Origin of the sequence: Roseococcus sp. SDR (assembly GCF_019083995.1) — a bacterium.
GTDB lineage: Bacteria > Pseudomonadota > Alphaproteobacteria > Acetobacterales > Acetobacteraceae > Roseococcus.
Genome location: NZ_JAHRCU010000001.1, coordinates 390,604 through 403,147, shown reverse-complemented (window position 1 = coordinate 403,147; position 12,544 = coordinate 390,604). Strand labels below are relative to the sequence as shown.

General features: G+C 70.0%; 10 protein-coding genes. 1 reads left to right on the top strand and 9 read right to left on the bottom strand.

Features of this window, described 5'->3' with window-relative positions; genetic code table 11:
• Position 1 precedes the first annotated feature (1 nt).
• From KTR66_RS02030 to KTR66_RS01990, 9 genes are all read right to left on the bottom strand, one after another.
• Positions 2-1,678 (bottom strand): putative 2-aminoethylphosphonate ABC transporter permease subunit, encoded by a 1,677-nt coding sequence (locus tag KTR66_RS02030; protein ID WP_213609828.1) that lies wholly within the window; start codon positions 1,676-1,678, stop codon positions 2-4.
• On the bottom strand, positions 1,671-2,729 hold the full coding sequence (locus KTR66_RS02025; protein WP_213609826.1) for an ABC transporter ATP-binding protein: 1,059 nt from the start codon (positions 2,727-2,729) through the stop codon (positions 1,671-1,673). Before KTR66_RS02025 ends, KTR66_RS02030 begins: the two co-directional genes overlap by 8 nt.
• A gap of 6 nt (positions 2,730-2,735) precedes the next feature.
• Positions 2,736-3,764, bottom strand: coding sequence for a putative 2-aminoethylphosphonate ABC transporter substrate-binding protein (locus tag KTR66_RS02020; protein ID WP_213609824.1), 1,029 nt, complete (start codon positions 3,762-3,764; stop codon positions 2,736-2,738).
• A gap of 132 nt (positions 3,765-3,896) precedes the next feature.
• Positions 3,897-5,654: a single-stranded-DNA-specific exonuclease RecJ gene (gene recJ, locus KTR66_RS02015; protein WP_213609822.1), complete on the bottom strand. Its 1,758-nt coding sequence runs from the start codon at positions 5,652-5,654 to the stop codon at positions 3,897-3,899.
• Positions 5,654-6,640, bottom strand: a complete 987-nt coding sequence (gene glpX / locus KTR66_RS02010) for a class II fructose-bisphosphatase (protein ID WP_213609820.1) — start codon at positions 6,638-6,640, stop codon at positions 5,654-5,656. The genes recJ and glpX overlap by 1 nt, the downstream gene beginning before the upstream one ends.
• Positions 6,641-6,652: 12 nt before the next feature.
• Positions 6,653-7,306 carry an SIMPL domain-containing protein gene (locus KTR66_RS02005; protein WP_213609818.1) on the bottom strand — a complete coding sequence of 218 codons (654 nt, stop codon included), beginning with the start codon at positions 7,304-7,306 and terminating at the stop codon, positions 6,653-6,655.
• Between the two features lie 3 nt (positions 7,307-7,309).
• Positions 7,310-8,602, bottom strand: a complete 1,293-nt coding sequence (locus KTR66_RS02000) for a homoserine dehydrogenase (protein WP_213609816.1) — start codon at positions 8,600-8,602, stop codon at positions 7,310-7,312.
• Positions 8,599-9,813, bottom strand: a complete 1,215-nt coding sequence (locus KTR66_RS01995; protein ID WP_213609814.1) for an LL-diaminopimelate aminotransferase — start codon at positions 9,811-9,813, stop codon at positions 8,599-8,601. Before KTR66_RS01995 ends, KTR66_RS02000 begins: the two co-directional genes overlap by 4 nt.
• A gap of 125 nt (positions 9,814-9,938) precedes the next feature.
• Positions 9,939-10,445, bottom strand: coding sequence for a hypothetical protein (locus KTR66_RS01990; RefSeq protein ID WP_213609812.1), 507 nt, complete (start codon positions 10,443-10,445; stop codon positions 9,939-9,941).
• A gap of 207 nt (positions 10,446-10,652) precedes the next feature.
• Here KTR66_RS01990 and KTR66_RS01985 point away from each other — a divergent pair, with 207 nt between their 5' ends.
• Complete coding sequence (locus KTR66_RS01985; RefSeq protein WP_249731761.1) at positions 10,653-12,479, top strand: alpha/beta hydrolase; 1,827 nt, start codon at positions 10,653-10,655, stop codon at positions 12,477-12,479.
• Positions 12,480-12,544 lie beyond the last annotated feature (65 nt).

Sequence of the window (12,544 nt, the reverse complement as noted above, 5' to 3'; positions counted from 1 at the left end):
GTCAGCGCCCCGCGCGCCAGCCTGCCTTCCGCGTCATCGCCCGCACCACGCCGATCTGCACGATCTTCACGCTCGCCGTGATGCCGAGGATCACGCAGGCCATGGCGGCGGCGGCGGCGATCTGCCCCGCCTCATCCATCTGCACCACGGCGACGGAAGCCGGCTTGCTGCCCGGCCCATAGAGGAAGACCACGGCCGAGACGGTCGTCATCGCATTCACGAAGAGATAGACGGCGATCTCGAGGATCGCGGGCAGGCTGATCGGCACGACGACGCGCGCGAAGGTGATGCGCCGCGGCACGCGCAGGCTCGCCCCCACCGCCTCGAATTCCGGATCGAGCTGGCGGATGGCAGTGACGGCCGTCAGATGCGCCACCGTGTAGAAATGGATCACGCAGTTCAGCACCAGGATGGCGAGCGTGCCGTAGAGGAAGCCCAGCGGATTGGCCGGGTGGTTGAAGAAGAGGATATAGGCGAGGCCCAGCACGAGCCCGGGCACGGCCAGCGGCGCGATGGCGGCGACGCGCAGGAAGCCCGGGGCCACGCCGCCCTGGCCGCTCCGCTCCAGCAGATAGGCCGTCAGGAACACCACCGGCGTGCCGAAGAGCGCGGCCAGCCCCGCCATGGACAGCGAGGTGGCGAGCGAGCCCCAGCCCTCGGCGTCGAAATTCGCGAAGGAATAATTCGCGAGCGTGAGGCTCATATTGTAGGGCCAGAAGCGGATCAGCGAGCCCCAGAGGGCCATGGCCACGATGCCGAGCAGCACCAGCGCCACGGCCGCACAGATCAGGAACAGGGGCAGGTCCCGCGCGAGGCGCGGCTTGGGCACATAGAGCACCGCCCTGCCCGAGAAGGCGCCCGCCTGGCGCCGTTGCGCCCAGCGCTCGGCGAAGAAGGAGAAAAGCGCCGGCAGCAGCAGCACCAGCGCCACCACGGCGCCCATGGAGAAGTTCTGCTGGCCGATCACCTGCTTGTAGACATCCGTCGCCAGCACCGGGAATTGCCCGCCGATCACCTTGGGGATGCCGAAATCCGTCATCACCAGGGTGAAGACGACAACGGTGGCCGAGACCAGGCCATAGCGCGCGGCGGGCAGCGTGACGTCGCGGAAGATGCGCAGCCGGCCCGCCTTCAGCGTCTCCGCCGCCTCGAACAGGCGCGCATCGGCCATGCCGAGCGCGACCGAGAGGATGATCGCCGCATGCGGGAAGGTGTGGATCACCTGCGCCATGACGATGCCGACCGGGCCGTAGACGGTGAAGCCGTCCGGCATCAGGAAGCGCAGGAGCCCCTGATTGCCCAGCAGATAGATCAGCGACAGCGCGGGCAGCAGCGAGGGAGCGAGGATCGGCACCAGCATGATCGCGCGGAAGACCGGCCGACCCGGCATGCGCGAGCGCGTCAGCCCATAGGCAAAGAGGAACGCCACAGGGACCACGATCACGGTCGTCAGCGCGGCCGTCCAGGCGCTGTTCCAGGCGGAGACCAGCAGCGCGGGTGTCGCCGCATAGGCCGCGAAATGGCGCAGGCCGACGAATTCGTCATCGGCGCTGAGGAAGGCGCGGACGAGGAGCATCGCCAGCGGGAGGGCGAGGCCGATCGCCAGCAGCAGCGCGGCAAGCCAGAGGCAGAGGCGCAGAAGCGCCGCCTCGCTCAGCCCACGCGAAGCCTCAGCCATGCGCGGCGAAGACCATCAGCTTGTCGGGCGGCAGGGTCAGCGGGATCTCGGCGCCGAGGCTCAGCCCCTGCATCTCGCGCGGCGCGATCTCGGCCTGCCAGGTCAGGCCCGCCCCTTGCAGCTCAAGCCGGCAGACCGGGCCGAGATATTCGCTGCCGGTGAGCCGGCCCATCAGCGCGCCATCGCCGCCCAACGCCACATCCTCGGGCCGGATGAAGACGCGCACCGGGCTGCCACCGGCATGCTGCGCGGCCGCGGTCGCGCGCAGATGCGTGCCGTCGGGCAGGCTCAGGCCGTCGCCTTCCACCACCGCCGCGAAGCTGGTGCTGCGACCGACGAAGCCCGCGACGAAAGGATTGGCCGGGTGGGCATAGACCTCCTCCGGCGTGCCGAGCTGCATGATGCGCCCGCCATCCATCACCGCCACGCGATCGGCCAGGCTCAACGCCTCCTCCTGGTCATGCGTGACCATGATGGTGGTGACACCGAGGCGCCGCTGCAGGGCGCGCAGCTCCTGCCGCAGATGCAGCCGCACGATGGCATCGAGCGCCGAAAGCGGCTCATCCAGCAGCAGCAGGCCGGGCTCGTTGGCCAGTGCGCGGGCCAGCGCCACGCGCTGCTGCTGCCCGCCCGAGATCTGCGCGGGGAAGCGCCCGGCCTGGGCAGTGAGGCCCACCAGCGCCAGCAATTCCGCGACCCGCGCCTCGGCCCGCGCGCGTGGCCAGGCGGGGCCGCGCAGCCCATAGCCGACATTGGCGGCGACGGTCATGTTCGGGAACAGCGCGTAGGATTGGAAGACGATGCCGAAATCCCGCGCGGCCGGCGGCAGGCGCGTCACCTCGCGCCCCGCCTGGAAGATGCGGCCGCGGCTCGGTGCCTCCAGCCCGGCGATCATGCGGAGCAGCGTCGTCTTGCCGCAGCCCGACGGGCCCAGCAGGCAGAGGAACTCGCCCTCCGCCACGGCGAGATCCACCTCCCGCACGGCGGTGAAGCGGCCGAAATCCCGGCCGAGCCCTTCCATGTGCAGGAAGGGCTCCGTCACTTGCAGCATGCGGTGTCAGTTCCGCGGCGCGGACTTGTTGTCGAAGCGGCGGTTCCATTCGGCGAGGATGCGCTCGCGCGCCGCCCCCATCTCGCGGAAGTTCACATTCACCAGGCGCTGCTCGAAATCGGCCGGATAGCCCTGGACGGAAGCGGCCACGCCCGGCAGCGCCAGCAGCGCGTAGAAACGGCCATAGACGGCCATCGCCTCGCGGCTCACCGCGAAATCGGCCAGGCGCTGCGCGGCGGCGAGGTTGCGCGTGCCGCGCATGATGGCCGTCGCTTCCAGGTCGAAGCCCACGCCGTCGGTCGGCACGATGATCTCGATGGGGGCACCCTGGTTGCGCAGCGTGACGGCCCGCATGTCGAGCGAGATGCCCATGCCGTATTCGCCGCGTGCGGCGTTGTTGCAGGGGGCCGAGCCGGAATGGGTATAGACCTGGATGTTCTCGTGCAGGCTGTTCATGAATTGCCAGGCACGCTCCTCGCCCATGCTGTTGATCCAGCCCGCGATGGTGAGGAAGCCCGTGCCGGAGGAGGAGGGGTTGGGCATGGCGATCTGCCCGCGCAGCGCGGGGTTCAGCAGGTCGCTCCAGGTGGTGGGGCGCGGCAGGTTGCGTTGCCGGGCGATCGCCGTGTTGTAGCAGATGGTGGAGACGAAGGCGTCCATCCCCGTCCAGGTCATCGGGCTGCGGTCGCTGCGCATATTGGGGCGCAGCGCCTCGGCCCCGCGCGGCGTATAGGGCTCGAGCATGTCGAGCGCTTCCATCTGGAGCAGCGAGAAGGCGGAGAGGCCCCAGACCACATCGGCGCGCGGATTGGCGCGCTCGGCCAGCAGGCGCGCGGTGATGACGCCCGTGCTGTCGCGCACCCAGGCGATCTCGATGTCGCGCACGGCGGCCTCGGCCGCGGCCTTGAAGGGGGCGAGCTGCTCGTTCTCGAGCGCGGTGTAGACGGTCAGCCTCGTGCGCTGCTGCGCCTCGGCCGGGAGGCTGGCCGCGCCCAGCAGCAGGGCGGCGGCGGTGGCGAGGAGGCGGCGATGCATGCGGGGGGCTCCTTGGACGGCGTCGCGCGGAGCCTAGCGGAGGATGTTCAGCCGCCGTGCACGAAATTCACGAATCTTGAGACAGTGGTGCGGCGCGTGAACAGGCTTTGGGCAGAAATCCGGCGCGGGGGCTCAGAGCCGCGCCGCATCCGTCACGAAGAAGCCCGCGCTGGTCTGGTCGTTCCAGGTCTCGGCGCGCAGATGCCCGGCCAGCATCAGGGGCGCCGCGCCTTGCGCCAGCAGCGCCTCGGCCAGCGGGCCTTCCTTGGCGCGGAAGCAGATGGCCTTGAGGCGCCCGCCATCCTCGCCCTCCAGGAAGGCGCGGATGGTCGCCCCCTCCTTCCCCACCCGCCCGGCCTTGACCACGCGGGCGCGGGCGATGCCGAAGGCGGGCTCGTCATTGCCGGCGCCGAAGGGCGCGAGGCGGCCGATGCTCTCGGCCAGTTCGGCCGTGGCGCCGCGCACCGTCAGGGCGCCTTCCAGCACCTGCTCGGCCGCGCTCGGCAGGTCCCGCGCGGCGGCGAGCCGCTCATCCAGATGGGCGTGCAGCTCGGGCAGGCGCTGCGCCTCGCAGGTGAAGCCCGCCGCCATGGCGTGGCCGCCGCCCGCGATCAGCATGCCGGATTGCCGGGCCGCGATGATGGCCGCACCCAGATCCAGCCCCGGCACGGAGCGGCCCGAGCCCTTGGCCTTTCCCGCCTCGACGCCCGCCACGCAGGCCGGGCGGTTGAAGCGCTCCCGCACGCGGCCGGCGACGATGCCGACCACGCCCGGATGCCAGCCCTCATCCTGCAGCAGGAAGACGGCGTGGCCCGCGGCCTGCTGCGTCTCGGCCTGAAGCATGGCGGCGTGCAGCACGCCGGCCTCGACTTCCTGACGCTTGCGGTTCACCGCATCCAGCCGCTCGGCCATGCCGCGCGCCTCGATCGGGTCGCTCTCCAGCAGCAGGCGCAGGCCGAGATCGGGCACGGAAATGCGCCCGCCCGCATTGATGCGCGGGCCGAGCACGAAGCCCAGCGTGTGCGCGGAAGGCGCATCGCGCACCGCGTTCAGTTCCATCAGCGCGGCGAGGCCGGCGCGCTCGCGCTTGGCCAGGATGCGCAGCCCGTGCTGCACGAAGGCGCGGTTCACGCCGAGCAGCGGGACGACGTCGCAGACGGTGGCGAGCGCGACCATGTCGAGCAACTCGCGCAGATCCGGCTCCGCACGCTGCGCGAAGAAGCCGCGCCGCCGCAGCTCGCGCTGCATGGCGACGGCGGCGAGGAAGGCCACACCCGCCGCGCAGAGCTGGCGCAGGCCGGAGGGGCAATCCAGCCGGTTCGGGTTCACCGCGGCCACGACGCGCGGCGGCGGCCCCTCGGCCTTGTGGTGGTCGAGGACCACGATCTCCGCACCAGCATCGGCCAGCGCCTCATGCGCCGCGATGCCGCAATCCACGCAGATGATGAGCGTGGCCCCCTTCGCCACCAGCCCCGCGATGGCCGGCCCGTTCGGCCCATAGCCCTCGGCCAGGCGGTCCGGCACATAGGGGATGACGGTGCAGCCCAATTGCCGCAGCGCATGCGTCATCACGGCACCCGAACAGGCGCCATCCACGTCGTAATCCGCGAAGACGGCGACGGTCTCGGCGCGCTGCACGGCATCGGCCAGGCGCTGCGCGGCCTGGTCCATCTCCAGCAGCACCGAGGGGTCGGGCAGCAGGGCACGCAGCGTGGGCGCCAGGAAGATGCCGGCGGATTCCGCATCCAGCCCGCGCGCGGCCAGCAGCCGCCCCGTGATCTCCGGCAGGCCCAACTGCTGCGACAGCGCCGCCGCCAGCCGCGGCTCACTGTGCCGCCAGACCCAGCGGCGCCCGGTGAGGCTGCGCTCGACGCCGAGCGCGGTCTCCATCAAATCGGCTTCAGCTTGAAGTTGTGGCGGCCTTCCACGTAGCGGACGGTGCCGGACTTGCTGCGCATCACGATGGAATGCGTGACCGCGCCGCCGGGATAGAGACGGACGCCACGCAGCATCGGCCCGCTGGTGACGCCGGTGGCGGCGAACATGACCTCGCCCGAGGCCATCTCCGTCATGGAATACTTCCGGTGCGGGTCCTCGATGCCCATCTCGCGGGCGCGGACCACCTGGCCCTCATCCTCGAAGATCAGCCGGCCCTGCATCTGGCCGCCGATGCAGCGCAGGGCCGCCGCCGCCAGCACGCCCTCCGGCGCGCCGCCCCAGCCCAGATACATGTCCACCCCCGTCTCCGGCTGCGCGCAGGCGACGACGCCGAAGACGTCGCCATCCGGGATCAGCATGAGGCGCGCGCCGGCGGCGCGGCAGGCCTTGATGATGTCCTTGTGGCGGTCGCGATCCAGCGTGCAGACGGTGAGCTCGCCCACCGGCACGCCCTTGGCCTTGGCCAGCGCCTCCAGGTTCTCGCCCGGCGTGCGGTCGAGGTCCACGATGCCCTCGGGGTAGCCCGGGCCGATCGCGATCTTGTCCATGTAGACATCGGGCGCATGCAGGAAGCCGCCGCGATTGGCCAGCGCCACGACGGCCATGGCGTTCGGCCCGCCCTTGGCCGTCAGCGTCGTGCCCTCCAGCGGGTCCACGGCGATATCGGCCATCACGCCGCCGCCGCTCTTGGCGTAGAGGCCCACCTTCTCGCCGATGAAGAGCATCGGCGCCTCATCCATCTCGCCCTCGCCGATCACGACGGTGCCGTCGATGGCCACGCTGTCGAAGGCGCGGCGCATCGCTTCGACGGCGGCGCCGTCGGCGGCGTTCTTGTCGCCCTTGCCGACCCAGAGGCTGGCGGCCAGCGCCGCCGCCTCGGTCACGCGGACCAGCTCCAAGGCGAGGTTGCGGTCGGCGACGGTCTTGGTCTCGGACATGGGCGTTTCCCTTTAGCGGCGAAGAATCAGATCAGCAGTGACGCGGGCGGTGACGGTGATCTCCTCCGCCGTCACGGTGGGAGGCGTGGGGGCCGCGGCCGTCATGGCGCGCGCGGCCATCATGGGCCGTGCCTCGGGCGAGGCCTCCACATAGAGATCGCGCAACGCGGTGACACGCAGGCCGAGGTCGCGCGCGATGGCGGCCCCCCGCTCCTGCACGGCGCGGATGGCGACGCGCGTGGCCTCGTCCCGGCCCTGGCGCTGCGCGGCCTCGCTCAGCTGCCATTGCACATGATCCAGCAGCAGGCCCTCCGACTGGAGTTGGCCGACCAGGGCAATCACCGCCTCCGGTCCGCGCAGGTTCAGCGATTGCTGCGCGATGAACTCCTGCTTCTCGCGATCCGCCCGCGCATTGTAGTGGCCGGTCGTGGCGCGCACGCCCTGCGTGCCGCGCGCGGTCGCCAGCGCCGCCGCCATGGCGCGGTTCACCTGCTCCTGCGCCACCGCCGCCGTCGTGGCCCGCGCCTCGATCCGCAAGGACGCCGTCACCTCATCGGGCTGCACCGTGGCGCTGCCGGATTCCGAGAGGCGCAGCCGCGTCTCGGATTGCGCGAAGGCGGGCAGTGGCGCCAGCAGGGCTGCGACGAGAAGAAGGCGGCGGATCATCGGCTACAGCTCCTCGATGCGGATCACGGCGGGGGGTTCGACCACGCTCGGAAGTGCCGCGATGCGGGCCAGCGCGGATTGCATCTCGGCCTCCTCGCATTCATGGGTGACGAGCACGACGGGCACCGCCTCGCCCGGCGCGCGGCCGCGCTGGAGCATCGATTCCAGGCTGATCTTCGCGTCCCTCAAGGCACCGGTCACATCGGCAATGACGCCCGGTTGATCCAGCACCATCAGGCGCAGGTAATAGGCGCCGCGGTGGCGCTCCATCGGCAGGCCGGGCGCGGTGGCCAGCTTGGCCGAAGCGGCACCCCAGACCGGCGCGGTGCGGCCGCGCGCGATGTCGATCAGGTCCGCCACCACGGCGCTCGCCGTCGGCCCCGCGCCGGCACCGCGGCCTTGCAGCACCACGCGGCCCACGGCGTCGCCCTCGGCCATCACCGCGTTGAACACGCCATCCACGCTGGCGATGGGGCTCGCCTCGGGCACCATGCAGGGATGCACGCGCGCGGTGACACCCGCCGCGTCGCAAGAGGCGATGCCCAGCAGCTTGATGCGGTAGCCCAGCTCACCGGCGAGCGCGATGTCGAGTGCGGAGACGTTGCGGATGCCCTCGATATGCAGCGCCTTCAGATCCACCTGATGGCCGAAGGCGAGTGCGGCGAGGATGGCGAGCTTGTGCGCCGCATCCACGCCGTCGATGTCGAAGGCCGGGTCGGCCTCGGCATAGCCCAGCTCCTGCGCCGTCTTCAGCACGGTCGCGAAGGGCAGGCCCTTCACGCGCATCTCGGTCAGAATGTAGTTGCAGGTGCCGTTCAGGATGCCGGCCACGCGGCTGATGCGGTTGCCCGCGAGCCCCTCGCGCAGCGCCTTGATGGCGGGGATGCCCCCCGCCACCGCCGCCTCATAGGCGAGCGGCGTGGCCTTCGCCTCGGAGAGCTGCGCCAGCGCCGCGCCATGCGTCGCCAGCAGCGCCTTGTTCGCCGTCACCACCGGCTTGCCGGCGGCGAGCGCGGCTTCCACCAGCGCGCGCGCCGGGCCTTCCGAGCCGCCGATCAGCTCGACCACCACCTCGACATTCGGATCGGCCGCCAATGCCACCGCATCCTCATGCCAGGCGAGGCCGCTCACATCCACGCCGCGATCGCGCGTGCGGTCCCGCGCGGAGACGGCCACCACCTCGATCGGCCGGCCGGCACGGGCCGCGATCACCTCGGCATTCTGCCGCAGCAGATTGACGACGCCGGCGCCGACCGTGCCGAGGCCGGCCACACCCAGTTTCAAAACCTTGCTCATGCGGAGTGGACTTCCTCGACCGGGGCGGCGTTGTCGCCTTGCAGAAAGCTGCGGATGCCGCGCAGCGCCTGGCGGATGCGGTGATTGTTCTCAACGAGCGCGATGCGCACATGCCCGTCGCCATGCTCGCCGAAGCCGATGCCGGGGGCGACCGCGACCTTCGCCTTCTCCAGCAGCAGCTTGGAAAAGCCGACAGAGCCCAGATGGCGGAACTTCTCCGGGATGGGCGCCCAGAGGAACATGGAACCCTCGGGCGGCGGCACGTCCCAGCCGGCCTGCTGCAGCCCCTTCACCAGAACGTCCCGGCGGTCGCGATACAGCTCGCGCATCTCGGCCACGCAATCCTGCGGGCCGTTCAGCGCGGCGGCAGCGGCCACCTGGATCGGCGTGAAGGCGCCGTAGTCGAGATAGGATTTCACCCGCGCCAGCGCGCCGATCAGGCGCGGATTGCCCGCCGCGAAGCCCATGCGCCAGCCCGGCATGTTGTAGGTCTTGGACAGGCTGGTGAACTCGACGGTGCAGTCCATGGCACCCGGAATTTCCAGCACGGAGGGCGGCGGATTGGCCGGGTTGAAGTAGAGCTCGGCATAGGCGAGGTCGCTGAGGATGAAGAGCTCATGCTGCCGCGCGATCTTCACGAGGTCTTTGTAGAACTCGCGGCTTGCCAGCAGCGCCGTCGGGTTGGACGGGAAGTTCACGATCAGCGCGGTGGGCTTGGGCACGGAGTGCTTCACCGCGCGCACGATCGCCTCGAGCATCGCGTCATCCGGCGTATAGGGGATGAAGCGCGCGGAGGCGCCGGCGATGATGAAGCCGAACTGATGGATCGGATAGGAAGGATTGGGCACCAGGATGGTGTCACCCGGGCTCGAGATGGCCTGCGCGAGATTGGCCAGGCCCTCCTTGGAGCCCAGCGTCGCCACCACCTCCGTCTCGGGGTCGAGCTTCACGCCGAAGCGGTTGGCGTAGTAGCCGGCCAGCGCGCGGCGCAGCCCGGGAATGCCCTTCGACATGGAGTAGCGATGCGTGCGCGGGTCCTGCACCGCCTCGATCATCTTGGCCACGATATGCGGCGGCGTCGGGCTGTCCGGGTTGCCCATGCCGAGATCCACGATGTCCTCGGCATTCGCGCGGGCCTTGGCCTTGGCCGAGTTCACCTCGGCGAAGACATAGGGCGGCAGGCGGCGGATGCGGTGGAACTCTTCGGCCATGATGGCCCTCCCGGGGAAACGCGCGTCAAAGGTGGAGCCGGGCGGTGGTGGGCCCGGCGGCATGCGATACCCCGGTCTTTAGATCATGGGGCGCGGAGCCGCAAAACCGGCGGCGATTCGGCGGCCTAGCGAGGCGGCGGCGGCGGTGCCGCAGGGGCCAGCAGGTCTGCCGAGGGAAGGTCGGGCACGGCGCCCGGCGTCGGCGCCTCGGGCTCCGGCTCCACCACGGCGGGTGCTGCGACCGGCGCGCGGCCGGGGACGACGGGTGCCCCGCTGATGGTCCAGGGGATGACCGGCGCGCGGGCGAGGACGGGCGGCGCCGGCGGACGGGCGGCGATGGGCGGCTGTCCATCGGCCCGCCCCTCGGTCAGCGGCGTGTCGCGCCGGCGGTCGGCGAGCGGCGTGGTGAGTTGATCCCGCTGCGCCTGCAACCCCTCGGTGATGGCCTGGCGCACCGCCGGGTCCGGCCGGTCCGGCACGGGCGGCACGCTGGCGAGGTTGGGAAAGGGCCGGTCCAGCCCGGGCGGGGGCAGCCGTGATTCGGGCGCCGCACCCGAGATGTCGCGCGCCAGCAGCCGCGGATTGATCTGGCCCGGCACCTCGCAGGCGGCCAGCAGCAGAAGCGGCAGCAACAGGCATGGCCGCGCTTGCCCCAGACAGGGGCGGCCTTTACCCTGGCGATGAGGCCGGTTCGAGGAGGCAGGCTGTGGCGTCACGCGGCATCCTTCTGGTCGCGCCTGATCCATAGCGCCTCCGGCCCCGGCCGCGAAGTGAGGCAAGGTTCCCTTCCAAGCGTATCCCGGCGCCGGGCCGGAACGAAGAGGGATGGGGAGGCAGGAATGAGCACGAAGATGACCGACGGCCCCGCCGGCAAGGCACCCGAATACAACCTGCCCGATCCTGCCCTGGTCTCGCGCACCATGGCCGAAGTGGCGGAGCGCGGGCAGCGCATCGTCCAGGACTTCCTGAAGCGCCAGGCGGATGAGACGGGCAACCCCGATCCGCTGAACATCGGCAGCGCCTTCATGGAGATGACGGCCAAGCTGATGACCAACCCCGCGCGCCTCGTCCAGGCGCAGATGGGCTTCTGGCAGGATTACCTGACGCTCTGGTCCAACACCGCGCGCCGGATGATGGGCGAGAATGTCGGCCCCGTCATCGAGGAAGGGAAAGGCGACCGCCGCTTCAAGGATGATGCCTGGCGCGAGAACGAGGTCTTCGACTTCATCCGCCAGTCCTACCTGCTCTCGGCCCGCTACTTCACCTCCGCGGTGAACAGCGCGGATGGTCTCGACCCCAAGACCTCGCAGAAGGTGGATTTCTACACGCGGCAATTCGTGGATGCGATGAGCCCCGCGAATTTCGTGATGACCAACCCCGAAGTGCTGCGCAAGACGGCCGAGACAGGTGGTGCGAACCTGCTCAAGGGCCTTTCCAACCTGCTGTTCGACCTGGAGCGCGGCAAGGGCAAGCTGCGCATCCGCATGACGGATGACAGCAAGTTCAAGGTGGGCGAGAACATCGCCGTCACCCCGGGCAAGGTCGTCTACCAGACGCCGCTCATGCAGCTCATCCAGTACAATCCGACGACGGAGAAGGTGCTGAAGCGCCCGCTCGTTATCTTCCCGCCCTGGATCAACAAGTTCTACATCCTGGACCTGCGCCCCAAGAACAGCTTCATCCGCTGGGCGGTGGACCAGGGGCACACGGTCTTCGTGGCGAGCTGGGTGAACCCCGACGAGGCGCTCGCCGAGAAAGGCTTTGACGACTACATGCAGGAGGGCGTGCTGGCCGCGCTCGACGCCATCGAGCAGGCCACCGGCGTGCGCGAGGTGAATGCCATCGGCTATTGCCTGGGCGGCACGCTGCTCGCCACCACGCTCGCCTACATGGCGACGAAGCGCGACACGCGCATCAAGTCCGCCACCTATTTCGTGACCATGACCGATTTCGAGGAGGCGGGCGAACTCGGCGTCTTCATCGATGAGGAGCAGCTCAAGGCCCTCGAGGAGAAGATGGGCAAGCGCGGCTTCCTCGATGGCCGCGAGATGGCGACGACCTTCAACATGCTGCGCGCGAACGACCTCATCTGGTCCTTCGTCGTGAACAACTACCTCATGGGGCAGGACCCCTTCCCCTTCGACCTGCTCTACTGGAACGATGACAGCACGCGCATGCCGGCGCGCATGCACAGCTTCTACCTGCGTCGGATGTACCAGCAGAACGACCTCTGCAAGCCGGCGAGCGACCCCGATTGCATCGAGCTGCTCGGCGCCAAGATCGACCTGCGGAAGATCAAGGTGCCGACCTACATGATCTCGACGCGCGAGGACCACATCGCGCCCTGGAAGAGCACCTATCGCGGCACGCAGCTCTACAAGGGTCCGGTGCGCTTCGTCCTCGCCGCCTCGGGCCATATCGCGGGCGTCGTGAACCCGCCGGATTCCGGCAAGTACAGCCATTGGGTGAACGAGAACCTGCCCGAAAGCCCCGATGAGTGGCTGGCGGGTGCGACGGAGCTCTCGGGCAGCTGGTGGCCGGACTGGCACCGCTGGGTGACGGCGCTGGACCGCACCGAGGTCAAGGCGCGCCAGCCGGGCGATGGCAAGCTCACGCCGATCGAGAACGCGCCGGGCAGCTATGTTCGCGTGATGGTGAACGACTGAGCGGCCGCTTCACGCCTTTGGTGATTCCACCAAAGGCGTGAAGGCGCGAGGCGACACGCCCTGAG

Excerpts from the sequence above, each read along its gene's own strand:
- KTR66_RS02005 (WP_213609818.1), bottom strand. The coding sequence starts at position 7,306 with ATGATCCGCCGCCTTCTTCTCGTCGCAGCCCTGCTGGCGCCACTGCCC.
- KTR66_RS02000 (WP_213609816.1), bottom strand. The coding sequence starts at position 8,602 with ATGAGCAAGGTTTTGAAACTGGGTGTGGCCGGCCTCGGCACGGTCGGC.
- KTR66_RS01995 (WP_213609814.1), bottom strand. The coding sequence starts at position 9,813 with ATGGCCGAAGAGTTCCACCGCATCCGCCGCCTGCCGCCCTATGTCTTC.
- KTR66_RS02020 (WP_213609824.1), bottom strand. The coding sequence starts at position 3,764 with ATGCATCGCCGCCTCCTCGCCACCGCCGCCGCCCTGCTGCTGGGCGCG.
- recJ (WP_213609822.1), bottom strand. The coding sequence starts at position 5,654 with ATGGAGACCGCGCTCGGCGTCGAGCGCAGCCTCACCGGGCGCCGCTGG.
- KTR66_RS02025 (WP_213609826.1), bottom strand. The coding sequence starts at position 2,729 with ATGCTGCAAGTGACGGAGCCCTTCCTGCACATGGAAGGGCTCGGCCGG.
- glpX (WP_213609820.1), bottom strand. The coding sequence starts at position 6,640 with ATGTCCGAGACCAAGACCGTCGCCGACCGCAACCTCGCCTTGGAGCTG.
- KTR66_RS02030 (WP_213609828.1), bottom strand. The coding sequence starts at position 1,678 with ATGGCTGAGGCTTCGCGTGGGCTGAGCGAGGCGGCGCTTCTGCGCCTC.
- KTR66_RS01985 (WP_249731761.1), top strand. The coding sequence starts at position 10,653 with ATGAGCACGAAGATGACCGACGGCCCCGCCGGCAAGGCACCCGAATAC.